Source organism: Alteraurantiacibacter aestuarii (assembly GCF_039523595.1).
Classification (GTDB): domain Bacteria; phylum Pseudomonadota; class Alphaproteobacteria; order Sphingomonadales; family Sphingomonadaceae; genus Alteraurantiacibacter; species Alteraurantiacibacter aestuarii.
The window spans coordinates 1,194,378-1,219,219 of record NZ_BAAAFP010000002.1; the positions used below are offsets into that span (position 1 = coordinate 1,194,378).

Annotated in this window: 20 protein-coding genes and 1 tRNA gene; 15 read left to right on the plus strand and 6 right to left on the minus strand. The window is 63.0% G+C overall.

What is annotated here, in order from left to right; translation table 11 throughout:
- The first annotated feature begins 5 nt into the window (after positions 1 to 5).
- On the plus strand, positions 6 to 1,205 hold the full coding sequence (locus tag ABDZ98_RS09385) for a phosphoglycerate kinase (protein ID WP_343806824.1): 1,200 nt from the start codon (positions 6 to 8) through the stop codon (positions 1,203 to 1,205).
- 6 nt (positions 1,206 to 1,211) lie between these two features.
- On the opposite strand, the gene ABDZ98_RS09390 is transcribed toward ABDZ98_RS09385, so the two are convergent.
- Complete coding sequence (locus ABDZ98_RS09390) at positions 1,212 to 1,619, minus strand: hypothetical protein (protein WP_343806827.1); 408 nt, start codon at positions 1,617 to 1,619, stop codon at positions 1,212 to 1,214.
- 104 nt (positions 1,620 to 1,723) lie between these two features.
- On the opposite strand from ABDZ98_RS09390, the gene thiE reads away from it, so the two are divergent.
- On the plus strand, positions 1,724 to 2,344 hold the full coding sequence (gene thiE, locus ABDZ98_RS09395) for a thiamine phosphate synthase (RefSeq protein ID WP_343806830.1): 621 nt from the start codon (positions 1,724 to 1,726) through the stop codon (positions 2,342 to 2,344).
- Here the strand turns inward: thiE and ABDZ98_RS09400 are convergent.
- Positions 2,341 to 2,706: an elongation factor P gene (locus tag ABDZ98_RS09400; protein WP_343806833.1), complete on the minus strand. Its 366-nt coding sequence runs from the start codon at positions 2,704 to 2,706 to the stop codon at positions 2,341 to 2,343. The two genes, thiE and ABDZ98_RS09400, sit on opposite strands and share 4 nt — an antisense overlap.
- A 149-nt stretch (positions 2,707 to 2,855) precedes the next feature.
- Here ABDZ98_RS09400 and efp point away from each other — a divergent pair, with 149 nt between their 5' ends.
- The 4 genes from efp (at position 2,856) to ABDZ98_RS09420 (ending at position 6,250) form a co-directional block, all read left to right on the plus strand.
- Positions 2,856 to 3,419, plus strand: coding sequence for an elongation factor P (efp, locus tag ABDZ98_RS09405; protein WP_343806836.1), 564 nt, complete (start codon positions 2,856 to 2,858; stop codon positions 3,417 to 3,419).
- 6 nt (positions 3,420 to 3,425) lie between these two features.
- Positions 3,426 to 4,247 (plus strand): inositol monophosphatase family protein, encoded by an 822-nt coding sequence (locus tag ABDZ98_RS09410; RefSeq protein ID WP_343806839.1) that lies wholly within the window; start codon positions 3,426 to 3,428, stop codon positions 4,245 to 4,247.
- Between the two features lie 62 nt (positions 4,248 to 4,309).
- Positions 4,310 to 4,394 (plus strand) — tRNA-Leu (locus tag ABDZ98_RS09415).
- A gap of 59 nt (positions 4,395 to 4,453) precedes the next feature.
- Positions 4,454 to 6,250, plus strand: a complete 1,797-nt coding sequence (locus ABDZ98_RS09420) for an SLC13 family permease (RefSeq protein ID WP_343806842.1) — start codon at positions 4,454 to 4,456, stop codon at positions 6,248 to 6,250.
- Between the two features lie 60 nt (positions 6,251 to 6,310).
- On the opposite strand, the gene ABDZ98_RS09425 is transcribed toward ABDZ98_RS09420, so the two are convergent.
- Positions 6,311 to 6,832, minus strand: coding sequence for a hypothetical protein (locus ABDZ98_RS09425; protein WP_343806845.1), 522 nt, complete (start codon positions 6,830 to 6,832; stop codon positions 6,311 to 6,313).
- Positions 6,833 to 7,054: 222 nt separating this feature from the next.
- Here ABDZ98_RS09425 and ABDZ98_RS09430 point away from each other — a divergent pair, with 222 nt between their 5' ends.
- Genes ABDZ98_RS09430 through ABDZ98_RS09450 form a run of 5 tightly spaced genes read left to right on the plus strand, consistent with a single transcriptional unit; the run spans position 7,055 to position 14,687 of the window.
- Positions 7,055 to 8,440 (plus strand): TIGR03013 family XrtA/PEP-CTERM system glycosyltransferase, encoded by a 1,386-nt coding sequence (locus tag ABDZ98_RS09430; RefSeq protein WP_343806848.1) that lies wholly within the window; start codon positions 7,055 to 7,057, stop codon positions 8,438 to 8,440.
- Positions 8,440 to 10,566, plus strand: coding sequence for an XrtA/PEP-CTERM system histidine kinase PrsK (gene prsK, locus ABDZ98_RS09435; protein WP_343806851.1), 2,127 nt, complete (start codon positions 8,440 to 8,442; stop codon positions 10,564 to 10,566). The genes ABDZ98_RS09430 and prsK overlap by 1 nt, the downstream gene beginning before the upstream one ends.
- Positions 10,559 to 11,923: a PEP-CTERM-box response regulator transcription factor gene (prsR, locus tag ABDZ98_RS09440; protein WP_343806854.1), complete on the plus strand. Its 1,365-nt coding sequence runs from the start codon at positions 10,559 to 10,561 to the stop codon at positions 11,921 to 11,923. The genes prsK and prsR overlap by 8 nt, the downstream gene beginning before the upstream one ends.
- A 28-nt stretch (positions 11,924 to 11,951) precedes the next feature.
- Complete coding sequence (locus tag ABDZ98_RS09445) at positions 11,952 to 13,673, plus strand: tetratricopeptide repeat protein (RefSeq protein ID WP_343806857.1); 1,722 nt, start codon at positions 11,952 to 11,954, stop codon at positions 13,671 to 13,673.
- A 42-nt stretch (positions 13,674 to 13,715) separates the two neighbouring features.
- Complete coding sequence (locus ABDZ98_RS09450) at positions 13,716 to 14,687, plus strand: bile acid:sodium symporter (RefSeq protein WP_343806860.1); 972 nt, start codon at positions 13,716 to 13,718, stop codon at positions 14,685 to 14,687.
- On the opposite strand, the gene ABDZ98_RS09455 is transcribed toward ABDZ98_RS09450, so the two are convergent.
- Together ABDZ98_RS09455 and panB are read right to left on the minus strand one after the other, a co-directional pair.
- Entirely contained in the window at positions 14,665 to 15,738 is a 1,074-nt protein-coding gene (locus ABDZ98_RS09455) for a DUF475 domain-containing protein (protein ID WP_343806863.1), read from the minus strand. The genes ABDZ98_RS09450 and ABDZ98_RS09455 overlap by 23 nt on opposite strands.
- A gap of 66 nt (positions 15,739 to 15,804) precedes the next feature.
- A complete protein-coding gene (gene panB / locus ABDZ98_RS09460; protein ID WP_343806865.1) occupies positions 15,805 to 16,674 on the minus strand; it encodes a 3-methyl-2-oxobutanoate hydroxymethyltransferase in 870 nt (289 codons plus the stop codon).
- A 155-nt stretch (positions 16,675 to 16,829) separates the two neighbouring features.
- Between panB and ABDZ98_RS09465 the strand changes: the two genes are divergently transcribed.
- A complete protein-coding gene (locus tag ABDZ98_RS09465) occupies positions 16,830 to 18,263 on the plus strand; it encodes a sodium-dependent transporter (protein WP_343806867.1) in 1,434 nt (477 codons plus the stop codon).
- 60 nt (positions 18,264 to 18,323) lie between these two features.
- On the opposite strand, the gene ABDZ98_RS09470 is transcribed toward ABDZ98_RS09465, so the two are convergent.
- Positions 18,324 to 18,806 carry a pyridoxamine 5'-phosphate oxidase family protein gene (locus tag ABDZ98_RS09470; RefSeq protein ID WP_343806870.1) on the minus strand — a complete coding sequence of 161 codons (483 nt, stop codon included), beginning with the start codon at positions 18,804 to 18,806 and terminating at the stop codon, positions 18,324 to 18,326.
- 135 nt (positions 18,807 to 18,941) lie between these two features.
- Here ABDZ98_RS09470 and ABDZ98_RS09475 point away from each other — a divergent pair, with 135 nt between their 5' ends.
- Genes ABDZ98_RS09475 through ABDZ98_RS09485 form a run of 3 tightly spaced genes read left to right on the plus strand, consistent with a single transcriptional unit; the run spans position 18,942 to position 24,742 of the window.
- Positions 18,942 to 19,697: a hypothetical protein gene (locus ABDZ98_RS09475; protein ID WP_343806873.1), complete on the plus strand. Its 756-nt coding sequence runs from the start codon at positions 18,942 to 18,944 to the stop codon at positions 19,695 to 19,697.
- On the plus strand, positions 19,588 to 21,186 hold the full coding sequence (locus ABDZ98_RS09480; RefSeq protein WP_343806876.1) for a DUF6504 family protein: 1,599 nt from the start codon (positions 19,588 to 19,590) through the stop codon (positions 21,184 to 21,186). Before ABDZ98_RS09475 ends, ABDZ98_RS09480 begins: the two co-directional genes overlap by 110 nt.
- 1 nt (position 21,187) lies before the next feature.
- Positions 21,188 to 24,742: an error-prone DNA polymerase gene (locus tag ABDZ98_RS09485; RefSeq protein WP_343806880.1), complete on the plus strand. Its 3,555-nt coding sequence runs from the start codon at positions 21,188 to 21,190 to the stop codon at positions 24,740 to 24,742.
- Positions 24,743 to 24,842 lie beyond the last annotated feature (100 nt).

Genomic DNA, 24,842 nt, shown 5'->3' on the forward strand with positions numbered 1-24,842 from the left:
GCATGATGGCTGACTTCAAGACTCTCGACGATCTGGGTGATGTACAGGGCAAGGTTGCGCTGGTTCGCGTCGACCTTAACCTGCCCATGGCCGATGGTCTGGCAACCGACCTGACCCGCGCGCGGGCTGTGGCGCCAACCATTCTGGAGCTGGCGGACAAGGGGGCCAAGGTCCTGCTGCTCGCCCATTTCGGCCGCCCCAAGGGGCAGCGCAACTCCACCATGTCGCTCAGCTGGGTGCAGGGCGCTGTCGAAGGCGTGCTGGACCGCGAGATCATGTTCATTCCCGAAATCGCGGGGCCAGTGCGCGCGCAGGCCATCGATATCCTGCGCCCCGGCGATATCGGCATGCTGGAGAACACGCGCTTCTGGCCTGGAGAGGAATCCAATGACGTGGAATTTGCCCGCGCCATTGCCGCCAATGCCGATTTCTACGTCAATGATGCCTTCTCCGCCGCGCACCGCGCGCATGCCAGCACGGAAGCGCTGGCGCATCTGCTCCCGGCCTATGCGGGCCGGTCCATGCAGAAGGAGCTTGAAGCGCTCGATGCCGCGCTGGGCAAGCCGCAGACACCGGTGGCCGCAGTGGTCGGCGGGGCGAAGGTTTCCACCAAGCTGGCGGTGCTGGAGCACCTTGTCGGCAAGGTCCAGCACCTGATCATCGGCGGCGGCATGGCCAACACGTTCCTCGCCGCGCGCGGGGTCGATGTCGGCAAATCGCTGTGCGAGCATGAGCTGACATCGAAGGTTGAAGCGATCATGGATGCAGCCGATGCATCGGGCTGTACGGTCCATTTGCCCTATGATGTGGCGGTGGCGACTGAATTTGCTGCCAATCCCGCCAGCCTGCGCATCTGCAATGTGCATGAAGTGGCCGCGGACGAGATGATCCTCGACGTTGGACCGCAGGCCGTGGAAGCGCTGGCGGACGTGCTCAAGACCTGCCGCACGCTGGTGTGGAACGGCCCACTGGGGGCGTTCGAAACGCCGCCTTTCGATACTGCGACCGTGGCGCTGGCGCGCACGGCGGCGGCTCTGACCAAGGAGGGATCGTTGGTATCCGTGGCGGGAGGGGGTGACACGGTCGCCGCGCTCAACCATGCGGGCGTGGCGGATGATTTCACCTACGTCTCGACTGCTGGCGGGGCATTCCTGGAATGGATGGAAGGCAAGACCTTGCCCGGCGTTGCTGCGTTGATGGCCTGACCGGCGTCAGTCCGACGCGGACATTTCAAAGGCAAAACGGTATTCGCCGGGCCTGACCGGATCGCTTCCGGCCATCTGGCCAGGCTCTGCCGAAACCAGCGAAATCGCATGGCCGCGCACGGTCTGCGCTTCACCCAGAGTTAGAGGCAGGGTTTCGCGCCATCCGGCACCGTCGATCCGCGTCTCCACCGTGATTTCCCCCGCCCATACGCAGCGGGCGTTGATGGGGCAGCGTGAATCCTGCGTAACCCGCATGGGTGTGAGGACAAGTTCACCCAGCGCCACCGGCTCGCCAATTGCCACGATGCTGCCTTCGGGCTGGACCGGGCCGCCATCCACAATCGGCGCATCGGCGATGGTGGCGCATGCGCCCAGCAGCAACAGCGGGAAAAGGCTTGCGTAAATCGTTCTCATATTGCGCAAAAACCCCATTGGTCATTTCGTTCCGCTGAACGCACGCGGGCAATTCCCCAACCAGCACATTGGCGCACAGCAAACTTCGGGCTAAAGGCGCTGCCATGTCTGATTGTCAGCTCTATCTCATTTCACCGCTCGACGTGGGCGGGAACTTCCCTGAACGGCTCGCCCGCGCGCTGGATGCTGCGCCCGTCGCCGCTTTCCAGTTCCGCGTGAAAGGGCTGGACCAGCACGAAGCAGCCCGCCTGGCGGAGCCGTTGCAGGCCATCTGCGCGGAACGCGACGTTGCCTTCATCGTCAATGATGACGTGGCGCTGGCCAAGCGGATCAAGGCCGATGGTGTGCATCTGGGCCAGCAGGACGGATCACCGCAGGAAGCACGCGAAATCCTGGGCCGTGATGCGCAGATCGGCGTGACATCTCATGCCAGTCGCCACCTGGCCATGGACGCAGGCGATGCCGGGGCGGACTATGTCGCTTTCGGGGCATTCTTCCCCAGCCAGACTAAATCCAGCGATCACCGGCCTGAACCTGAGATCATCGAGTGGTGGTCAAAACTGTTCGAAATTCCCTGCGTTGCCATTGGCGGGATCACGCCTGACAATTGCCAGCCGCTGATCGATGCGGGCGCGGACTTCCTCGCCGTATCGGGAGCGGTGTGGGATGGCGATGAAGTGGCGGCTGTTCGCGCCTTTGCAGAGGTTCTGAACGCCAGCGGCTAGCGAGAGCGGCGGACGCAGCGCAGCCGCCCCGGCTCGCCATTTTCCATCTTGCGCAGGAAGCCATCGGAAATCACCGCATAGCTGTTGCCGTTGCGCGGACCGCTGGTGAAGTTGAGCTTGTTGCCGCGCCGCAGATAAGTGCCCGATCCTTCGGGCACGACATAGCGTGAGGCGCTGGCGATGCGGAAGTTCTCTTCCGGCTGTTCGATACCCACATCGCCCGCAGCATCGCCCGGTAATTCGCAGACATAATTGCCGCGCTCGATCGTGCCGATCTGGCCTTGCGCAAGGGCAGGGGCCGGGATGGCGGCGGGAACGGCGATCATCAGCGCCGCCAGTGCAGGGATGGCAAACCTATTCATGCCGGGGTCCATAGCACCTTGGGCTTGCAACGCCATGAATGATGCGAATGATGCAAACAGGCACGAAGTATGCTTCACCTTGCCCCGCAGGCAGGGAGGGGCTAGGGCGCGCGCAATCTCCAATCCAACCTTTGCGAAGGCCAGGTTTCATGAAAATCAGCGGCGTGGACATTCGTCCCGGCAACATCATCGAATATGAAGGCGGCATCTGGAAGGTCGCCAAGATTCAGCACACCCAGCCCGGCAAGGGCGGCGCCTACATGCAGGTCGAGATGAAGAACCTGCAGGATGGCCGCAAAACCAACGTGCGCTTCCGCAGCGCCGACACGGTGGAAAAGGTACGCCTTGATACCAAGGATTTCCAGTTCCTGTATGAGGACGGCGAATTCCTGGTGTTCATGGATGGTGACACGTTCGAACAGATCAACCTGCCGACAGACCTGCTGGGTGATGCCCGTCCCTTCCTGCAGGACGGGATGACGGTGACGCTGGAACTGTGGGAAGAAAAGCCCATCAGCGTGGCCCTTCCCGAGCAGGTAGAGGCGCTGATCGTGGAGGCAGATGCGGTGGTGAAGGGGCAGACCGCTTCATCCAGCTTCAAGCCCGCGATCCTGGAAAATGGCGTGCGCGTGATGGTGCCGCCGCATATCGGTGCCGGAACGCGCATCATCGTGGACGTCTATGCGCAGTCCTATGTCGGCAAGGTGAGCTGATCCGACATGGCAGTTCTATCTGGTATTATTCGCGTTATGGAAAAGGCCGCTCGCAAGGCGGGTGGCCGTCTGCGGCGTGATTTCGGCGAAGTCGAGCATCTTCAGGTCAGCCGCAAGGGACCTTCCGATTTCGTTTCCAAGGCGGATCAGGCCGCTGAACGCATCATCTATGATGAGCTGCTACAGGCACGCCCCGACTGGGGCTTTGTGCTGGAAGAAGCGGGCATCATCGAAGGCGATCCGGACAAGCCGCGCTGGATCGTCGATCCGCTCGATGGGACCAGCAACTTCCTGCATGGCCTGCCGCATTTCGCCATTTCCATCGCCGTGCAGGAACCCAAGCTGGGCGGCGGCGGATGGGGTGAGGTGACTTCGGGACTGGTCTACCAGCCGATCACCGATGAGAGCTTCTGGGCGGAAAAGACCCGCGGTGCATGGCTGCACGATGGCCGCCTGCGCGTATCGGGCCGTCGGCAGATGTCCGAAGCGCTGATCGCCACCGGCATGCCGTATCAGGCGCATGGCGATTTTGGCGAATGGATGAAGATCTATGCCGCAGTTGGCCCGCAGGTTGCCGGTATCCGCCGCTATGGCTCTGCCGCGCTCGATCTGGCCTGGGTGGCTGCGGGCCGGTATGATGGATTCTGGGAAAGCGATTTGTCCGCTTGGGATACCGCCGCTGGCTGCCTGCTGGTGCGTGAGGCGGGCGGCTTCGTGACCGATTATCGCGGCCGCTCCCAGCCGATCTGTGATGCGCAGGTCATTGCCGGCAGCGATCCGATCCATTCGCGCCTGCACAAGCTCGTTGCGGAGGCGTTGAAGCGCTAAAGAAAATCGCGCATTTCCTTGAACCTTCGCGCGCAGATAGCTAATCGCGAGGCATGACAGGAGCCCCTGTGGCGGAATTGGTAGACGCGCTCGACTCAAAATCGAGTTTCTCACGAAGTGCCGGTTCGAGTCCGGCCAGGGGTACCACGCGCCAGGCGTGGTCAGGAACCGCCCAATTATGATCTTCGCAACATGAAAATCACCGCATGATCGAAGTCCCGTCCTTTCACGCCATTGCCGCAATGGTGTTGACGTTGGGCATGTTCATCGGCTTTGCGCGCGGCAAACTTTCGACAGAGATCGTATCGCTGCTGACCATCGCCCTGATCGCGGTGGGGCTGTATTTCTATCCGCTGCCGCACACCACCCGCACAGATGGCCTGACGCTCGCCTTCGGGGGCTTTGGTCATTACGCGCTGATCACGATCTGCGCGCTGATGATCATGGGCCGGGGACTGGTGGTGACAGGTGCGCTGGAACCGGCAGCTCGCCTGCTGGAGCAGGTGTGGAAGTTCAACCTTCAGGTTGGCCTGCTGGTATCGCTTCTGCTGGCGATGGTCCTGTCGATGATCGTCAACGATACGCCTGTGCTGGTTCTGCTGTTGCCGATCTTCGTGGCGCTGGCGCAGCGCGGCGCGATGCCGGCATCCAAGACGCTGATTCCGCTCAACGCCGCAGTGCTGATCGGCGGCATGGCGACAACCATCGGCACGTCCACCAACCTGCTGGTGGTCGGCATCGCCAGCGATCTGGGCATGCCGCAAATGTCGGTGTTCCATTTTACGCCCATCGTGCTGGCGGCTGCCGTGGTCGCCTTGCCCTATCTGTGGCTGGTCATGCCGCGCCTGTTGCCGGACAACAGCCCGGACGAAATTCAGGCCGTGCGCCGGTTCTACACCCGCATGCGCGTGCCGCCCGACAGTGAACTGGTGGGCAAGCATTTTGACGAGGTGATGGAGCGGCTGCCCAAGGACTTCCGCTTTGAGGAGCGACCCGAAGGGGTGTTCTCGGCTGGCAATCGACTGCTGATATCGGGTACGCATGATGCGCTGGAAGATGCCAACCGCATCCTCAAGGGTCAGGTGGCGCCTGCCTGGGTGCTGGACCGCATCCGCCGCCATTCGGCTTCCGACAAGGAAGATATTCAGGTGGTGGAGATGGTGGTCACCGCCGATTCGCGCATCATTGGCCGCACGCTCGCCACTTCGGGTATCGCGGACAATTATGGCGTGGCGGTACTGGGCATCCACAAGCCCGAACGCTTCATGCACAACCGGCCGGCCGATCACGGCAAGGAAATCCGGCTTGCAGAAGGCGATGTGCTGCTGGTGATGGGCCTGCCCGAAGGGATCCAGGATTTTGCCGCGGGTGACAGCCTGTTGCAGCTGGAAGGTGGCAAGGTCATGCCGCGCCGGTCCAAGGCGCTGCTGGCCGCGGGCATCATGTTCGGCTCCATCTTCACGGCTTCCATGGGCCTGTTCCCGATTGCCATTGCGGCGCTGGGCGGTGCGATCCTGATGTTCCTGACCGGCTGCGTGAAGTTTGACCGGGTGGGCAGGGCGCTGTCTGCCAAGGTCATCGTGCTGGTGGCCGCCAGCATCGCCATCGGCCGCATCATCCTCGATAGCGGTGCGGCGGAGTGGCTGGGGGTACTGCTCTCTCTGGGCCTGCAATTCCTGCCGCCCGCAGGGGTGCTGGCCGCGATCATGCTGTTCGTGACCTTGCTGACCAACTTTGCATCCAACGCCACGGCAGCCACGGTGGGCACGCCGATTGCCTTCAACATCGCGTCCACGCTCGGCCTGCCAGAAGAGCCGCTGATCCTTGCCGTGCTGTTCGGGTGCAATCTGTGTTACGCAACGCCAATCGCCTATCAGACCAACATGCTGATCATGGCTGAGGGCAATTACCGCTTTGCTGATTACTTGCGCACTGGCGTGCCGCTGGTCCTGATCATGGTCACCACGCTCAGCATATTGCTGGCGATGACTTACCAGATGTAGCGCAAGGCCCTGCTTGCAGGGCAAGGCTCAGCCGGTTTCATTCCGACTTGGCGCATCACTTCAATCGTATGTGGTCGCCGTTCCGCTTCGGCGGCGCGATGCAGCGGTAAGACTTGCTGCCTGGCGCTCCCTCTCTTCCGGAGAAACGTCACTGGCGGCGCGCATCTGCTCCATCAGCAATTCACGCTCTTCGGGAGACAGCGAATCCAGATAGGCCTTTGAATATCCATAGGATGCGGTCTGCGCATATGGATCATACGCCGAATTCGTGCCGGTGCCCGATCGCATGCCCGTGGGTTTGCCATAGGTGGAATCGAATTCCTGATAGCGCGAGTCATCGAAGGTGCCGTTCACGATTGTCCGGGTTCTGAGCCGCGCCTCGCCATAGGCCGGCTGCCCGCTATCGGGGGCGGCAGGTGCAGAAGCGGGAGCTGTCTCCCGCGATGGTTGTGCCGGTTGCGCGGCAGGCTGCGTGGTCTGAACCTCCTGGTCTTCCAGCTCCTTGTTTTCGCCATTGGCAAACATCGCCAGCGCGGCAGTCAGCAAGACCGTCGTGATCGCGAAATGCCGATATATCTTCATCGGAATGGGAGGCATGCTGAGCTGGGCCATAGGACTTGCGGCATAGCGAACAGAGATTAACCATCGCGCTGCCAGCTGTGGTTAACACCAGCTTTCGAGGCAGAACCGGAGCGCGGTGACCGTGGTTCGATTTAATGTGTAAAATTTACCGACATTTCACCTCTCTCTTCTATTCGCAGTCTCGTTCGCCGCTTGAGGCGGCAGAACAGATCGGCTGGAGCGATGATTCGTCTATTCAAACATTATGTTCCCCATGCAGTTCTGCTGCTTGGCCTGATTGATTTCATCCTGCTTATTGCGGCGAATAATCTGGCGTGGACATTTCGTGCATCGCAGATCGGGATGGAGCCAGGTCTGTTTTCGGCCCGTCTGCCAACGATAGGCCTGATTTCGGCGGTCACGCTGACGGCGATGATTGCGGTGGGCGTATTCGGCGCGGAGGCATTGCGGTCGCTGCGCTATGCCGGCGCGCGACTTCTGGTTGCAGAGAGCCTGGCCATCCTTGGCCTGGCTTTCCTCGATTTTCTGCTACCGGGGCAGACGTACTGGCGCTCCATCCTGCTGTACGCGATGGGGCTCTCAATTCTTTTCCTGATGCTCAACCGCCTGATCGTGGGCGGCATCCTTGGCGCGTCCGCATTCCGTCGGCGGCTGATGGTGCTGGGGGCGGGACCGCGTGCCTTGCGCCTCAAGCTATTGTCGCAGCGGCCTGAAAGCGGCTTCACCATCGTTGGTTACGTGGCGATGGGCGAAGGCAATATCAGCGTTGAGGAAGCCATTCGGCGTTCCGCGGTCGATGACCTTTCGCGCCATGTGGCCGATCTTGGGGCAAGCGAAGTGGTGCTGGCGCTGGAAGAGCGGCGCAATTCGCTGCCGCTCAAGGACCTGCTGCGGATCAAGACGCTGGGCGTGCATGTGAACGACTTCTCCAGCTTTCTGGAGCGGGAGACTGGCCGCGTCGATCTCGACACGCTCAATCCGAGCTGGCTGATATTCTCGGACGGGTTCTCGTCAGGCCGGGTCATCTCCAGCGCGGCCAAGCGCCTGTTCGACATATTGGCGAGCTGCGCCCTGCTGGTTGTCAGCCTGCCGGTCATCCTGCTGTTCGCGCTGCTGGTGAAGCTCGACAGCAAGGGACCTGCATTCTTCCGCCAGACGCGCGTGGGGCTATACGGCCAGAAATTCACCATGGTGAAATTGCGTTCCATGCGCACCGATGCGGAAAAGGACGGGGCGCAGTGGGCGCAGAAAAGCGATCCGCGCATCACCCGCGTGGGTGGGCTGATCCGCAAGCTGCGCATCGATGAACTGCCGCAGGTGTGGACTGTCCTGAAAGGCCAGATGAGCTTTGTCGGACCGCGGCCCGAAGTGCCGCAATTCGTCAACGATCTGGAAGAAAAGCTGCCATATTATGCCGAACGGCACATGGTGAAGCCGGGCATTACCGGCTGGGCACAGATCAACTACCCCTATGGCGCATCGATCGAGGATTCGCGCCACAAGCTCGAATATGATCTCTATTACGCCAAGAACTACACCCCGTTCCTGGATCTGCTGATCCTGCTGCAGACTCTGCGCGTGATCCTGTGGTCAGACGGTGCGCGCTGATGGGTGCGCTGTGGTCCATCTCTGTTTATGTGCTGCATGTGGCTGCGGCCTGCGGCGCGATTGTGCTGGCCTTGTGGCTGGCATCGCAGCGCAATTCCTCGCAGCCGCCGATCATCTGCGCCAGCCTGGCGCTGGGCTTCAGCGCAGTCTGGGCAATTGCCACCAGCGGTCCGGGACCCGAAAGCGAACTGGGGCAATTCCTCGTCAGCTTCAGCTATCTGGCGTGGCTTGGAATGCTCTACAGCCTGTTCGCTACGGATGAGCGGGACAAGAGCGTTGGCCCGGTACGACCTGTGGCCGCTGCGCTCGCCTTTGTGGAATTGCTGCAAATCGCGCTGACGGCGGCGCGCCTGCACTATTCCGGCGAACCCGAAGCGCAGGAGCTGATCCTGCCTTTCGCCATCATGTTCCGCCTGCTGTTCTGCACCGGCGCGCTGGTGCTGGTTCACAATCTTTACGCCGGAGCATCACCGGCTGCCCGGCAGAACCTGCGCTGGGCCGCTGCGGCGATGGCCACCTTGTGGCTGTATGATCTCAACCTCTACACGATTGCATATCTGAGCGCCGATACGCCTGAAGTGCTGTTCGAACTGCGCACGCTGGCGCTGGTGGTGGCGGTGGGCTTGCTGGCGTTCGGAACCATGCGCAGCGAGCGTGAAATGCGCTTCCAGCCTTCGCGCAGCTTTGCCTTCCGGTCCTTCTCCCTGCTGATTATCGGGTCCTATCTGGTCATCATGGTGATGATCGCGCAGGGACTGGCCTATGCTGGCAGCGATTTCGGACGCTTCCTGCAAATCGGCTTCGTGGTCCTGGCCAGTGCGATTGCGCTGACCCTGCTGCCGTCTCGCAAGATGCGCAGCCTGCTGCGCGTGACCATCGCCAAACACCTGTTCCAGCATCGCTATGACTACCGCGCCGAATGGCTGCGATTTACCGACACGATTGGCCGCGCCGGTTCGCAGTCCGCGCCGCTGCGGGAACGTGCGGTGCAGGCCGTGGCCGACGTGACGGACAGTCCGTGCGGCCTGCTGCTGACGCCGCGCGAAGATGGCGGCATGGCGGTGGATGCACGCTGGCAGTGGCCGGATATCGCCGTGCCCGCACTGGCGATGGAAGCCGACGGCGTGCGCTTTTTCGAAGAGAGCCAGTTCATCCTCGATCTGGACGATCTTCGCAGCGGGCGCGCACAGGGCATTCCCGCTGCGGCCTCTCCGCAATGGCTGCTGGACGATCAGGAGGCATGGGCACTTGTGCCCTTGCTGCATTTTGAGCGGCTGGTGGGCATTGTCGTCCTTTCACGGGCGCCGGCGGCGCGCATGCTGGATTGGGAGGATTTTGATCTTCTGCGGGTGATCGGTCGCCAGCTGGCGAGCTATCTGGCCGAGCAGTCCAGCCAGGATGCGCTGGGCGAGGCGCAGCGATTTGACGAGTTCAACCGCCGCATCGCCTTTGTCATGCATGACATCAAGAACCTGGCGAGCCAGCTTTCCCTGCTTGCCCGCAATGCCGAAAAACATGCCGAAAAGCCTGAATTCCGGGCCGACATGCTGCTCACCCTGCGCAATTCCACCGACAAGCTTCAGGCGCTGCTGGCACGTCTTGGCCGTTATGGCGGGCAAGGTGGCGGCGCGAATGTGCAGATCGACCTCAACCAGGTGATTCAGCGCGTGGTCGGGCAATATAAGGGCAAGCATGAGCTGGTCGCCGTTGAACGCAGCGCCTGCCATGTGATGGGCGATGCAGAGGCGCTGGAACAGGCGCTGGTCCATCTGGTGCATAATGCGATCGAAGCCAGCAACGCGGGCACTCCGGTGTTCCTGGACCTGAGGCAGGACGGCACCAATGTGATTGTCGAAGTGGTCGATTCGGGCTGCGGGATGAGCCCTGAGTTCGTTCGCACCAAGCTGTTCAAGCCGTTCCATTCGTCCAAGCAGGGCGGCTTCGGCATCGGGGCATTTGAAGCGCGCGAGCTGGTTCGCGCCATGGGCGGGCGTCTGGATGTGGAATCGCGCGAAGGCATGGGCACGCGCTTCCTGCTGCGCTTCCCGCTCGCCCGGACAAGCGGGATGATGCAGTCGCTCCCGCGTAGTGAACAGAATAGTGATGTGGAGAGAGCAAATGGCTGATTTCAAGCCGAAACTGCTGATAGTCGAGGATGACGAAGGCCTGCAGGCTCAGCTCAAATGGGCCTATGACGATTTCGATGTCGTGATCGTCGGTGACCGCGAAAGCGCCATTGCGGCCTTGCGCGCGGAAGAACCCGGCGTCGTCACGCTCGACCTTGGCCTGCCACCAGATCCCGATGGCACCACCGAAGGCTTTGCCGTGCTGGACGAGATCATGGCGCTCAAGCCCGATACCAAGGTGATCGTGGCTTCCGGCCACGGCGCGCGCGAAAGCGCCCTGAACGCTATCGAGCGCGGGGCTTATGATTTCTACCAGAAGCCCGTTGATATCGAACAGCTTGGCCTGATCGTGCGGCGGGCATTCAACCTGCACCAGATCGAGGCCGAGAACCGCGCGCTGGCGCAGAAGGCGGGTGAGGGCAACAAGGTGCTCGGCCGGATGATTACCTCGGCCCCGGAAATGGTGAAGGTGGCGCGGACAATCGAGCGCGTGGCCAACACCAATGTCTCCGTCATGCTGCTGGGCGCCAGCGGCACGGGCAAGGAATTGCTGGCGCGCGGCCTGCACGATGCCAGCAACCGCCGCGACGGAAGCTTTGTGGCCATCAACTGCGCGGCAATTCCGGAAAACCTGCTGGAAAGCGAGTTGTTCGGGCATGAAAAGGGCGCCTTCACCGGTGCGGTGAAAACCACCGAGGGCAAGATCGAACAGGCCAGTGGCGGCACGCTCTTCCTGGACGAAGTGGGCGATATTCCGCTGCCATTGCAGGTCAAACTGCTGCGCTTTTTGCAGGAACGCACAATTGAACGGATCGGCGGACGGCAGAATATCGCGGTCGATACGCGTATTGTCTGCGCCACGCACCAGGATCTGGAAAAGATGATCGGCGAAGGGACCTTTCGTGAGGACCTGTTCTACCGACTGGCCGAAGTGGTGGTGAAAATCCCCTCGCTGGCGGAACGTCCCGGCGATGCCACCTTGCTGGCCAAGGTATTCCTCAAGCGCTTTGCCGCCGAAATGAACCCGCAGGTCACCGGCTTTGCGCCCGATGCGCTGGCGGCCATCGATGGCTGGCCGTGGCCGGGCAATGTCAGGGAGCTGGAAAACCGCGTCAAGCGCGCGGTCATAATGTCCGATGCCAAGCTGGTGAGCGCGGGCGATCTGGATATGGCCGATGAAGAGGAACAGGCCGCGCAGGTGCTGAACCTGAAAAGCGCGCGCGAGAAATCCGACCGCAAGGTCATTCGTCATGCGCTGGCTCGCAGCGAGGGCAATATCTCCAGCACCGCCAAGATGCTGGGGATCAGCCGCCCGACGCTGTATGATCTGCTCAAGCAGTATGACTTGCAGACCTGACAGCAGAATCCTTGCCGTTCTTGCGGCGGTGTTGCTGGCGCTGGGCGGTGGGGCAATTGCTGCCGCGCCGGGGCAGGATGCCATTGCCGAAGCCGAAGCCGCGATAGAAAAAGGCGATGGGCTTGGTGCCGAAATGGCCGGCAGGCGCGCGCTGGAAGAAGGTGCCAGCCGCGATCAGGTGGCGGCCTATATCGGTGAGGGCGAACTGCTTCAGGGCCAGCTCTATGACGCGCGCGACTGGCTGGAGGATGCCGATTTCGACGCGCGCACTCGCAAGCGCGGCCTGCATGCGCTGGCGCGGCTGGAACTGGCACAGGGTGACCTGCCGGCCGCCGCGCAGGCCTTCGACCGCCTGCTGCAATCCGGCCCGGCTGACGCCCTTGTATGGGTCGATATCGGACGCATGCGCTATCTCGCGGGCGAGCATCACGGCGCCCTTGAGGCGGCGCGCAGGGCAGTGCGGCTCGACCGGCAGGAACCGCGCGCGCTGGAGTTTTTCGCTCTTCTGGTGCGCGATGGGCAGGGTTTGAACGCAGCCCTGCCGCTGTTTCATGATGCCTTGCAGATCGCGCCTGAGGACATGGGCCTGCTCGGCCAATATGCCGCAACGCTGGGCGATGCAGGGCAGCACGGCGAAATGCTGCGTGTTGCCCGCAAGATGCTCGAAATCGATGGCCGCGATTCCAATGCCTTCTTCATGCAGGCGGTGCTGGCGGCGCGGGCCGGTCAGAATGATCTGGCGCGCAGCCTGATGTGGCACCTTGCGCCGGAGCAGCAGATGGTGCCGGCGGCAATCATGCTGACTGCCATCCTCGAATACAGATCGGGCAATTACGCGCTGGCGGCGGAGAATTTTGACCAGCTGGTGCGCCTGCAGCCCGTCAACGATACCGCACGGCTAATGTTCGCCCGCGCCTTGCTGGCCAATGGCGAGGCGAACGAAGTCATCGCCATGCTGGCGGCGCGGGCGGACAGGCCCGATGCATCCAACTACCTCCTCACGCTGATTGCCCGCGCGCATGAACAGCTGGGCCAGCGGGACCAGGCGGCGGTCTATCTCGATCGCGCCGCGCGCATGGTTCGGCCTTCGCTGGCGCCCCGGCCGACCTATCTGGAGCGCGACCCATCGGGGCGTGCGCGCGATGGCGCCAATCCGGTGATACGCATCCGCCAGTCGATTGATGAAGGCCGCATGGCCGAGGCGCAACAGGCATCCGCAGCGCTGCTGGAGAGGTTCCCCGGCTCGATTGATCTGGGGCTGCTGTCGGGCGATGTGAGCCTGCTCGCCGGTGATCCGGGCACGGCTCTGGTCCGCTATCGCCATGCGGCGCAGGTGCGCAACAACTGGCCACTGGTGCAGCGCATGGTGGCGGCGCTGGTGCAACAGGGTGAGCACATTCAGGCTCGCCGTGTGCTGGCCGGATATCTGGCGCAAAATCCCCGTGACAGCGCGGCCGCTGCCCTGCTGGGTACGATGCAGCGCGATGCCGCCAATCCGGCGCGTGCGGCACTGCTGCTGCGCCATGCCGCCGCGTCCGCGCCCGGATCGCTCGACCCGCTGCTGCTGTCCGATCTGGCGGAGCTGGAGCTGGTTGTCGGCGATCAGGCGCAGGCGCAATTGCACGCGCAGGCCGCGCACCGCCTTCAACGGGGCAACCGGCGGGTCGCGGCGGCTCTGGCGCGGGTCTATGATATGCGCGCCGGGCAGGAACGGATTGCGCAGGTGCTGATGGACAAGGCCAACCCCTAAAGCCCACTGGACAGGCGGCGCGCTGCGCGGCAGGGCGGCGATATGGGCTGGACTCGAATTCTTGGCGGTATCGATCCGCTGGTGCGCCTGTTGCTGATCACCATATTTCTGGCAACGATTGTGCCCGTCACGGGCGATGGCAGGGCGATTGCCCGCATCGTTTCCGACGGGGCGATCTTCCTGCTGTTCCTGCTCAATGGCCTGCGCCTGCCGCGCGGGGACGTGCTGGCGGGCCTTCGCAACGCCCGCTTCCTGCTGCCGCTGGTCGCCTGGTGCTTTCTGGCTATGGGTGCGGCGGGCTGGATGCTGTGGCAGATCGGCAGCGCCGTCCTGCCAGCTCAGGTAGCACTGGGCCTGCTGTTCCTGGGAATCCTGCCATCCACCGTGCAATCGGCCACGGCCTATTCCTCGCTCGCCGGAGGGAATGTGGCGGCCTCCGTCGTCGCGGCGGCGGTGCTTAATGTGCTGGGCGTGTTCATCACCGCGCCGCTGCTGGCGCTGCTCGCCGGGACAGAGGCGGTGGGCATCGATATCGGCGGGCTGGAGCGGATCGCGACGATCCTGCTGCTGCCGTTCGTGATCGGCCAGCTGGCGCAGGGCTGGGCCGGGGGATGGGTGCGATCGAACAGGGTGCTCGTCAGCTGGGCGGATCGTACGGCCATCGCCATTGCCGTCTATGTCGCCTTCTCCGGCGCGGTTGAGCAAGGCCTGTGGACGCGCGTTGACGCATTGGCTTGGGCCGCCCTGCTGGGCCTGGTGGCCGTGTTTCTGGCAATCGGCTTTGGCGGCGCGTGGCTGTGCGGCGGAATGCTGCGGCTGGACCGGGGCGACCGGATCGCCTTCCTGTTTGCCGGGGCGCAAAAGAGCATCGCGCTGGGTGCGCCGCTGGCCAGCGTGCTGTTCCCGCCCGCAGTGGCCGGGCTGCTATTGCTGCCGGTGCTGGTCTATCACCTGCTGCAACTGATGCTGTCCGCACCGCTGGCGAACAGGCTCAATCCGCAGCCGGGTCCTTGATCTGGCCATTGGCTACACGCTTCTGATGGCGAATGGACCACAAGAGCGAGAGGCCGATCAGGGCCGCGCCAATCAGGCCGGTAATGGTTTCGGGGATGTGGAATTTCGCGCTTAGCAACATGATCGCACCCAGCACGATGATAGCCCAGAAGGCACCATGCTCAAGATAGCGATATTGTGCCAGCGTGCCCTTCTTGACCAGATGAATGGTCATCGAACGCACGAACATCGCGCCGATGGAAAGGCCCAAGGCAATCACTACCATGTTGTTTGACAGGGCAAAAGCACCGATCACGCCATCGAAGCTGAAGCTGGCGTCCAGGATATTGAGGTAGAGAAACCCACCAAGTCCGCTGCGAACGACTGCGCCCTTCATGCGAGCGGCTTCTTCCTTCATTTCCAGCATATGGCTGATACCTTCCACCGCGATGAAAGTGACCAGGCCAAGGATGCCTGCAACAAGGAACGTGTGCGCATCTGCCGGATCGAGCAGCGTTGAAATGCCCCACAAGGAGAGTAGCAGCAGGGCAATTTCGGCTGCCGGCAGGGCCGAGAACTTGGAAAGGAATTCCTCAACCGCTTCGATCCAGTGAATGTCCTTTTCTGCATCGAAGAAGAATTTCAGGCCGACCATGGCCAGAAAGGCACCGCCAAATCCGGCGATACCGACATGGGCGCTGGAAACCAGTCGCTCATATTCCTGCGGATTGTTGAGTGACAGGTCGACGGCTTCCCAAGGGCTGATACTCGCTGCAATGGCAACGATGGCCAGCGGGAAGACAATGCGCATGCCGAATACGGCGAAGGCAATGCCCCATGTCAGAAAACGCTTTTGCCAGACCTCGTCCATGTCCTTCAGCACCGAGGCATTGACCACGGCATTATCGAAGCTGAGCGATATCTCCAGCACCGAGAGGACGATGATGATCCAAAGGATGGAGGCAGTGCCGGCAAGGTTGCCCGTACTGGACCAGCCATACCAGGCGCCAAGGCCAAGGCAGATGACGGTGAATATGAGCGAGAATTTGTAGAAACGCAGCAGCGTGTCCATGCCGTGGCCTATCCTGTATTGCTTGATGAGCCCGCTAAGACAGCGGTCTGTCTGGTGCAAGCGTAGTTACTTGGGTTGGTAAGTCTGCTCTTCGCCGGGGAAGTTACGGGAACGCACTTCGGCAGAATAGGTTTCCGCCGCACCGGCAATCGTATCCGCAATATCGGCATATCGCTTCACGAAGCGGGGCACGCGTTCGAACATGCCCAGCATGTCTTCGGTAACCAGCACCTGCCCGTCGCACTGCGCAGAAGCGCCAATGCCGATGATCGGGCAATCGGTTTCCTGCGTGGCGGCAATGGCGATGGGTTCGACCACGCCTTCCACCACAATGGCAAAGGCGCCCGCTTCGCACAGGGCCACGGCATCGCCGACGATCTTCTCCGCCTCCGCATCACTGCGTCCGCGCGCGTTATATCCGCCCAGCACGTTTACCGCCTGCGGGGTCAGGCCGACATGGCCCATCACCGGAATGCCGCGCTTGACCAGGAATTCGACCGTTTCGGCCATGGCTTCGCCGCCTTCCAGCTTCACCGCCGCCGCGCCGCTTTCCTTGAGCAGGAACGCCGCGCTGTCGAAGGCGTCCTGCGGCGAGGTTTCGTAGGAGCCGAAGGGCATGTCCACCACCACCACCGAGTGATAGCTGCCGCGCACCACCGCAGCGGCATGGTTGGCCATCATCTCCAGCGTCACCGGAATGGTGGAGGGCAGGCCGTAGATCACCTGTCCCAGCGAATCGCCCACCAGCAGCATGTCGCAGTGCGCGTCCAGCAGCTGCGCCTGACGGGCGGTATAGGCCGTCAGCATCACGATTGGCTCTGCCGTCACCCCATCCTGCTTGCGGTCGCGAATGGCGGGCACGGTCAGCCTGCGCATGGGCTGCGGCGTGGGATTGGCGCGGCTGGTCGATGTATCGAGGTTGAAGGTCGTGGACATGGACACCCTCCTAGCGGTTTGGGGACGAGGCGCAAAGCACACTCGACGCAAGCGGCGTTTCCTTGCACAACAGGGCTTCGGGGAAAGTCCTGGGGTAAGGCTTCGGGACAAGTCTTGGGGCAGAACAGACTATCGGCAAGCAGGGGAGTGCAAACATGGCGGCAGGCAGTCAGGGCGTTGGCGAACAATGGTCCTCCCGCACGGCCTTTTTGCTCGCTGCGGTGGGTGCTGCGGTCGGCCTTGGCAATATCTGGCGCTTTCCAACGCTGGCCGGAGAGAGCGGCGGCGGAGCCTTTGTGCTGATCTATGTACTGTGCGTCGCGCTGATCGGCCTGCCGCTGCTGCTGGCAGAGACGCTGATCGGCAGGGCTGGTGGCCACAATGCAGATTCTGTGGGTTCGATTGCCGAAGTTGCCGAACTGTCCGGGCGCAGCAAATCATGGTCGATCTTTGGCGGGATCGGCCTTGTCACGATCTTCCTGATCCTGTCCTTCTATTCGGTCGTGGCCGGCTGGGTGCTGTATTACGTCTGGCTGTCGGCGGCTGATTTCCTTGGCTCGCTGATGGCAGGCAATCCGCTGGCAGGCGCGTTCACCGGCATGTCGCAGGATCAGGTGACCGGCATGATGGGCGAGCTGTTCGCCAATCCGTTCCAGCTGATCCTGCAGCACGCGATCTTCATGGGGTTGACGCTGGCGATTGTTGCCGTGGGTGTGACCGGCGGGATCGAGCGTGCGGCCAAGTGGATGATGCCGGGGTTTTTCGGCCTGCTGATCCTGATCACCATATACAGTGCCTTTACCGGCGATTTCGGCGCGGCCATGTCCTTCCTGTTCACGCCGGATTTCTCCAAGCTCAGCCCCGCTGTCATCAATGATGCGCTGGGGCAGGCCTGCTTCTCGCTCAGCGTGGGTGGTGCGATCCTGATCACCTATGGCTCCTATGTCCCCCGGCACGTGCGGCTCGGCCCCACGGCGGTGATGATCGCCGCAGTCGATACCGGCGTGGCGATAATGGCCGGACTGATGATCTTCCCGATCGTGTTCAGCGCCGGGCTCGATCCCGCGGGCGGTCCGGGCCTGATCTTCCAGACATTACCGGTGGCGTTCCAGCAGATGCCTGCGGGCGCGCTGGTGGGGTTTGCCTTCTTCATCCTGATCTTCTTTGCCGCCCTGTCCAGCTCGATCGCCCTGCTGGAGGCGCCGGTCGCCTTTGTAATCCGCCGCTTCCGCATTGGCCGCAGGCTGGCTGCATCGCTGGTGGCGCTGGCCGCCTTCCTGATCGGTGTGGCCTGCGCGCTGGGCTATAACGTACTGTCCGATGTCCGCCCGTTGTGGTTCTGGCCGACTTTCGCCGATGCCGATATTCTCGATTCGATTGACGATATCACCGGCAAGATCGGCCTGCCGCTGGCCGGGCTTGGTGTTGCCATATTCACGGGCTGGCGCGCCAGTCGGCGGCTGGTGGAGGCAGAGCTGGACATGTCGAGGGGCATGTTCCTGATCTGGCATGCGCTGGTGGCCTGGCTCGCCCCGGTAATGGTGTTCCTGATCCTGCTGTTCGGCCTGGTGCCTTCCCTGCTCGCCTGACCCCAAAAGAGCCGCCGCCCTTGCTCAGGGGCAGCGACTCCTTTCAACAGATGTGCTCAATCAGAGCATTGTTTCGGTGTGTTCTTCGCGCGCTTCCTCGCGCATGTCGAAGCCCATCAGCATCTTGGCATTGTCGATAAAGCCAAGGTCGCTGTTCCAGATCTCGGCCTTGCCCAGATCCATCCGCAGCATCAGCAGCCTGGGATCATCCTTGCCGCCGGGGAACCATGCCTCGACCACTCTGGACCATTGCTTGTCCAGCCTTTCGCGGCTTGTTTCCGGCGTCAGTATGCCGGTGAAGCGGGCGAAGATCTGGTTGTCCTTGCCCGAGAATGTGGCGGTGGCCCTGCCGCCCCTGGCCAGCGTGTGATCCTTCGCGGTGAAAAACCAGATCGTGCCGTTGGCATCCTTGTCCAGCTGCGCGGTCATCGGCACCGCTGTGTGCGGATCGCTGTCCAGTTGCAGGAACAGGAACGGGCTGTCCGCCAGTGCCTGCCAGAAGGTGTTCTTAAGGTCTGGCTTGAGGTCTGTGATGTTGCTCATTTTTGTCTCCTTTGCGCTTTGAACGTGGCAGGCGGGGAGGATGTTCCGCAGTTTCCACAAGCCGTGCGATAAGCGGGACGAGGCATTGCCAAGCTCATCCAATGAGAACATAAATAGAACATTGGAGTCGATTCGATGGACATGTCTGCCTTGCCCAAAGCTGCCCAGCTGGTCTCGCTGGGGGAATGCGCACCGCGTTGGCGCCCCGGCCTGGCGCGGATGGGGCACCGCGCGCTGCATAGCGAGATTTTCGCCTCTGGTGATGAGGCGGGCGGGGTGGCCTGCGCCCTGGCGCTGGCGCTGGACGATATGCGCGCCTGCGCTTCGCCCGCGCTGGAGGAAAAACCCGTGCTGTGGGTGCAGGACGAGGCATCGCGCAAGCGCAGCGGATATCCCTATCGCCCCGGCCTTCCGGCCCAGCTTCGCCACCGTGTGATCCATGTTGCCGCACGCGGCGCGCAGGATACGCTTTTCGCGCTGGAGGAGGGGATGCGCTGCCGTGACCTGGCCTTCGTGATCGGAGAGATTGCGGGCAATCCGCGGGCGCTGGGGCTCACCGCCTCGCGCCGTCTCAGCCTGGCGGCGGAAAAGCATGGCGTGCCGCTGTTCCTGATCCGCCATGATGCCGCGCGCGATCTCAGCTCAGCACGGATGCGCTGGCAGGTCCGCTCGGCCGCCTCCGCGCCTCCGCGCTGGAATGGCGATGCACCCGGCGTGCCCAGCTGGCATGCGCAATTGTTCCGCGCCCGTGCCCATCCTCCCTCTCAATGGATATTGCGCGATGACGGGACGTCACTCGCCGCCGAACATCCGGACCCCGGTCAAACCCGCTCGCCGGATCATGGCGATCTGGCTGGCGCGGCTGGCGCTGGATCGCTGGCGGCACTCTGAAGCATGTCAGGGCGGCGAGGGGGCAGATGCCCTGCCGACCGCGCTGATTACCGAAACCGCGCATGGTCCGCGCATCGATGCCGCCAATGATGCCGGGCTGGCGGCAGGTGCCGCGCCGGGCATGATGCTGGCCGATGCGCGCACCTTGTGTCCGCAATTGCAGGCCGTGCCCAGCGATCCGGCGGGCGATCTGGCTTTCCTCGAACGGCTGGCCATCTGGGCGCAGCGCTGGGGTCCGTGGTCCGCGCTGGACGCACCGGACGGCCTGCTGGTGGATGTGACCGCCGTGGCCCATCTGTTCGGCGGGGAGCGCAGGCTGCTGGACGATGTGCTGGCGCGCTTTGCGGCGCAAAGGCTTGCCGTGCGCGCGGCCATTGCCCCCACTGCCGGGGCGGCATGGGCGCTGGCGCATTATGGCGGCCCGCAAGGCACGATACTGGCAGCCGATGAGGATGGCGCGGCGCGGCTCTCCACCCTGCCGGTGGCGGCATTGCGGCTGGATGCGGACGTGTTGCTGGTGCTGCGGCGGCTTGGCCTCAAGCGGCTCGGCGATCTGGCAGAGTTGGGACGCGATGCGGTGCAGCGACGTTTTCGCAATCGCCGCTCACCCGCTGCCAATCCGCTGGTGCGAATGGACCAGCTGCTCGGCCGCGTGCCGGAACCCTTGCTGCCGGTGGTGGCGGTGGAAACGCCACTGGTGCAGCGCCGCCTGCTGGAACCGATCCGCCACCGTCCCTTGCTGGACCAGGTGGTGGCAGACCTTGCCGCCGACATGGTCCGCGCTCTCGAAGCGCGGGGGGAGGGCGCGCGCCGCCTCGAGCTGGGGCTGTGGCGGGTTGATGGCGAGGTGGCGGTTCGCAAGCTGGAACTGGCCGCCGCCACGCGCGAGGCCGCGCATATCTGCCGCCTGTTCGCTGCCCGGCTCGATGATGTGGAGGCGGGCTTCGGGATAGAGATGGTGCGGCTGCGCGCCGCCTGGTCAGAGCCGCTGGACCTTGCGCAGGCCGATCTCGATGCAGCAGCGCAGCAGCATGGCACTTCGCTGGCTGCCTGTATTGACAGGCTGGTGGTGAGGCTAGGCGAACAGGCGGTGCGCCGCCCGGTGCCAAAGGGCAGCCATATTCCCGAACGGGCGCAGGGCTGGCAGGCTCCGCTGGACCCGCAGCCATCTTCGCAAGAGGAGTTGGCTTTCCATTCCAGACCATTGAAAATACTGGGAATGGCGGAGAAGATTTCCGTGCTTTACGCCAGCCCTGATGGCTATCCCCGGCGGTTCCGCTGGCGCGGCGGCGTGCATGAGGTGACGCGCGTGGAAGGGCCTGAACGGATCGCGCCCGAATGGTGGCGGGAGAAGGGCTCTGCTCGCCTGCGCGACTATTACCGGATCGAGGACGAGCAGGGCCGCCGCTACTGGATCTACCGCGCCGGCCTGGCAGATGACGGGCGCGGCGGCATGCCCGACTGGTTCCTGCAGGGCTTTTTCGCCTGATATGCCCGACGCTCCGCTTACGCCTGACAAGCGCCATATCGAGATCGACCCTGCGCAGATCGCGCCGCCGCCGCGTGCGCCCTTTGTGGAGCTGGGGGTGGCGAGCTGTTTCACCTTCCTGCGCGGATCGTCCGATGCGGTGGATCTGGTGATGCGCGCAAGGTCGCTGGGCTATGATGCGCTGGGCATTGCCGATGCCAACAGCATGGCCGGCGTGGTGCGGGTGCATGTGGAGGCAAATACTCTTAAGATAAAGCCACTTATCGGATGCAGGATAGAAATGGTGGAAGGTCTGTCCTTCCTCGCCTATCCGCGTGACCGGGCGAGCTATGGCCGCTTGTGCAGCCTGCTTTCGGCCGGGCAGATGCGCAAGCTGGACGGCGAATGGCAGGACAAGGGCGCCTGCGACATCAGCCTGGCGATGCTGGCCGATCATGCCGCAGATGTGCAGCTCGTGCTGATCCCGCCCGATGATCTGGAGCAGCGCTTCACCATTGCGGTGGAGGACAACGTCATCCGCTTTCCTGCGGGCGATACGGCCGATACGGATGACTGTGCGCCAGAGCGGGAGATGACCGCCAGTCTGACCGGGATATTGCCGCATCTGGCCCGCAAGCTTCCCACCATGCGCCATATGGCGGCATCATACCTCTATCGCGGGGACGATATCGCCCGGATTGAGCGGCTCGATGCGCTGGCGCGGGCCAATGGCCTGTCAATCCTGGCCACCAATGATGTGCATTACCACGCGCCCGAACGGCGGCCCCTGCAGGACGTGATGACGGCGATCCGCCACAAGACCACGGTGGCGGCGGCGGGACACCTGCTCCACGCCAATGCAGAACGTCACCTGAAAAGCCCTGAGGAGATGCTGAAGCTGTTTGCCCGCTGGCCGCATGCGATCACCGCCGCACGGACGGTGGCCGATGCCTGCCAGTTCAGCCTGGATGAGCTGCGCTATGAATATCCCGAGGAGATTTATCCGGATGACATGAGTCCGCAGCAATATCTGATGCAGCAGACGTGGGAGGGAGCAAAAGCACGCTATACCAATGGTTTACCGGAATCTGTGAAGGAAACACTTGAACGAGAACTGGCGTTGATCGGCAAGCTGGACCTGGCCCGCTATTTCCTCACCATCAAGGATATTGTCGATTTCGCGCGCGCGCAGCAGCCGCCGATCCTGTGCCAGGGGCGCGGCAGCGCGGCCAATTCTGCGGTGTGCTATTGTCTGGAGATCACCAGCGTCGATCCGGCCCGGCATGCGCTGCTGTTCGACCGCTTTATCTCTGAAGATCGCAAGGAACCGCCCGATATCGATGTCGATTTCGAGCATGAGCGGCGCGAGGAGGTGATCCAGCATATCTACAGCAAATATGGCCGCCATCGCGCCGGCCTGTGCGCCACCGTCATCCATTATCGCCCGCGCATGGCAATCCGCGATGTGGGCAAGGCGATGGGACTTTCCGCCGATGTCACCGCCGCCCTGTCGCGCACCGTGTGGGGCGGTTGGGGCAAGGAGATTGGCGAGAAACACGTGACCGAAAGCGGCATGGACCTGTCCGATCCGCATTTGCGCCGCGTTCTGAAACTGACCGAACAAATGATTGGTATGCCACGGCATTTGTCCCAGCATGTCGGTGGTTTCATCCTCACCCAGAGCGCCCTGACGCAAACGGTGCCGATCGGCAATGGCGCTATGCCGGACAGGAGCTTCATCGAATGGGACAAGGACGATATTGAGGCGCTGGGCATTCTGAAAGTGGATGTGCTGGCGCTGGGCATGCTCACCTGCATCCGCAAGTGCCTCGACTTGCTGGAGGATCACCATGATCGCCGGCTGACGCTGGCCAGCGTGCCGCGGGAGGATCCGGAGACCTATGCCATGTTGCGCAAGGGCGATTCGCTGGGCGTGTTCCAAGTGGAAAGCCGCGCGCAGATGAACATGCTGCCGCGCCTGCGCCCGCGTGAATTCTATGATCTGGTGATCCAGGTGGCGATTGTCCGGCCCGGCCCGATTCAGGGCGACATGGTGCATCCCTATCTCAAGCGCCGCCGGGGAGAGGAGAAGGTGCAGATTCCCGCTCCAGGCCCCGGGCACGGCCCGCCCGATGAGCTTTCATCGATTCTGGCGCGGACACTGGGCGTACCGATCTTTCAGGAGCAGGCGATGAAGATCGCGCTCGATGCCGCCAAATTCTCCGGTGCGGAGGCGAACCGCCTGCGCAAGGCCATGGCCACCTTCCGCAGCCGCGGTCGGGTGGATGAATTGCAGGACATGATGGTCGAGCGCATGGTGACGCGCGGTTACGACCGCGATTTCGCCCAGCGCTGCTTCAACCAGATCCGCGGCTTTGGCGAATATGGCTTCCCCGAAAGCCACGCCGCCAGCTTTGCCCATCTGGTCTATGTCTCCAGCTGGCTGAAATGCCACTTCCCCGGCGCCTTTGCCTGCGCGTTGCTCAACTCTCAGCCGATGGGGTTTTATGCCCCCGCACAGATCGTGCGCGATGCGCGCGAGCACGGGGTGGAGGTGCTGGCGGCAGATGTGAACCACAGCGAGTGGGATTGCACTCTGGAAGGTGCCGGTGCCGGGTGTGCGGCTGACACAGGACGGCAGGACCGCCACATCGCCCTGCGGCTTGGCCTGCGGCAGGTGGATGGGCTGCATGAACATGTCGCCGCGCAATTGGTGGCCGCGCGGCAGGCGGGCGGGGCTTTTCGCGATGTCGGCGATCTGCGTGACCGGGCGCGGCTTTCTCCGGCGCATATAGAGCGGCTTGCCAGCGCCGATTGCTTCGGCTCGATCAGCCTCACCCGGCGCGAGGCCTTGTGGGATGCGCGCAGCCTGGTGGGCGGGCCGGACCTGCCGCTGTTCCGCCATGCGCAGACGCGCGGCGAGGGGGCGGAAAAGGGCAGGGCGGTGCTGCCGCACATGCCTTTGTCGGAAGAGGTGGTGGCCGATTACCAGACCACCCGGCTGAGCCTGAAGGCGCACCCGATGGCCTTCCTGCGGGCATCGCTGGGGGAACGCGGCTTTGTGCGCGCCTGTGATCTGCGGGAGCGCAAGCTGCGCAGCATGGTGCAGGTGGCCGGCGTGGTGCTGATTCGCCAGCGGCCCGGCAGCGCCAAGGGTGTGTGCTTCATCACGCTGGAGGATGAGACCGGCGTCATCAACCTCGTCATCTGGCCGGACCTGATGGAGAAGCAGCGCAAGGTGGTGATGGGATCGCGGCTGATGGAGGTGCGCGGGCGGGTGGAATATGATGACGAGGTCATCCACGTCATCGCCCATCACCTGCATGATGCCACGCAGGATCTGCACCGCCTGTCGGATGACTTGCTGCAACCTCCGATCGCGCGCGCCGATATCTGCAACAATCCGGTGGCGGGGAAGAACGGTCTGCGTGAGGTTGGCCGGAAATCCGGGCACGAAACTGTACCGGAGCAGCAGCAGGCGATTCGCCCGCGAGACCTGATTGATGAGCTGGCGCCCAATACGCATGGTCATCCGCGCAATGTGCGGATCATTCCCAAATCGCGTGACTTCCACTGACGGCATCTGACGGCATCAATGGGGAAAGCGCCCCGGACGGGTGAGGCACCGCAGGCAATAAAAAACCCCCGCCGAAGCGAGGGTTTTTAAAATTCTGTAG

Excerpts from the sequence above, each read along its gene's own strand:
- ABDZ98_RS09425 (WP_343806845.1), bottom strand. The coding sequence starts at position 6,832 with ATGAAGATATATCGGCATTTCGCGATCACGACGGTCTTGCTGACTGCC.
- ABDZ98_RS09390 (WP_343806827.1), bottom strand. The coding sequence starts at position 1,619 with ATGAGAACGATTTACGCAAGCCTTTTCCCGCTGTTGCTGCTGGGCGCA.
- ABDZ98_RS09385 (WP_343806824.1), top strand. The coding sequence starts at position 6 with ATGGCTGACTTCAAGACTCTCGACGATCTGGGTGATGTACAGGGCAAG.
- ABDZ98_RS09450 (WP_343806860.1), top strand. The coding sequence starts at position 13,716 with ATGGGCTGGACTCGAATTCTTGGCGGTATCGATCCGCTGGTGCGCCTG.
- panB (WP_343806865.1), bottom strand. The coding sequence starts at position 16,674 with ATGTCCACGACCTTCAACCTCGATACATCGACCAGCCGCGCCAATCCC.
- ABDZ98_RS09475 (WP_343806873.1), top strand. The coding sequence starts at position 18,942 with ATGGACATGTCTGCCTTGCCCAAAGCTGCCCAGCTGGTCTCGCTGGGG.
- ABDZ98_RS09480 (WP_343806876.1), top strand. The coding sequence starts at position 19,588 with ATGACGGGACGTCACTCGCCGCCGAACATCCGGACCCCGGTCAAACCC.
- prsR (WP_343806854.1), top strand. The coding sequence starts at position 10,559 with ATGGCTGATTTCAAGCCGAAACTGCTGATAGTCGAGGATGACGAAGGC.
- ABDZ98_RS09420 (WP_343806842.1), top strand. The coding sequence starts at position 4,454 with ATGATCGAAGTCCCGTCCTTTCACGCCATTGCCGCAATGGTGTTGACG.
- prsK (WP_343806851.1), top strand. The coding sequence starts at position 8,440 with ATGGGTGCGCTGTGGTCCATCTCTGTTTATGTGCTGCATGTGGCTGCG.
- ABDZ98_RS09410 (WP_343806839.1), top strand. The coding sequence starts at position 3,426 with ATGGCAGTTCTATCTGGTATTATTCGCGTTATGGAAAAGGCCGCTCGC.
- efp (WP_343806836.1), top strand. The coding sequence starts at position 2,856 with ATGAAAATCAGCGGCGTGGACATTCGTCCCGGCAACATCATCGAATAT.
- ABDZ98_RS09470 (WP_343806870.1), bottom strand. The coding sequence starts at position 18,806 with ATGAGCAACATCACAGACCTCAAGCCAGACCTTAAGAACACCTTCTGG.
- ABDZ98_RS09430 (WP_343806848.1), top strand. The coding sequence starts at position 7,055 with ATGATTCGTCTATTCAAACATTATGTTCCCCATGCAGTTCTGCTGCTT.
- thiE (WP_343806830.1), top strand. The coding sequence starts at position 1,724 with ATGTCTGATTGTCAGCTCTATCTCATTTCACCGCTCGACGTGGGCGGG.
- ABDZ98_RS09485 (WP_343806880.1), top strand. The coding sequence starts at position 21,188 with ATGCCCGACGCTCCGCTTACGCCTGACAAGCGCCATATCGAGATCGAC.
- ABDZ98_RS09400 (WP_343806833.1), bottom strand. The coding sequence starts at position 2,706 with ATGAATAGGTTTGCCATCCCTGCACTGGCGGCGCTGATGATCGCCGTT.
- ABDZ98_RS09465 (WP_343806867.1), top strand. The coding sequence starts at position 16,830 with ATGGCGGCAGGCAGTCAGGGCGTTGGCGAACAATGGTCCTCCCGCACG.
- ABDZ98_RS09455 (WP_343806863.1), bottom strand. The coding sequence starts at position 15,738 with ATGGACACGCTGCTGCGTTTCTACAAATTCTCGCTCATATTCACCGTC.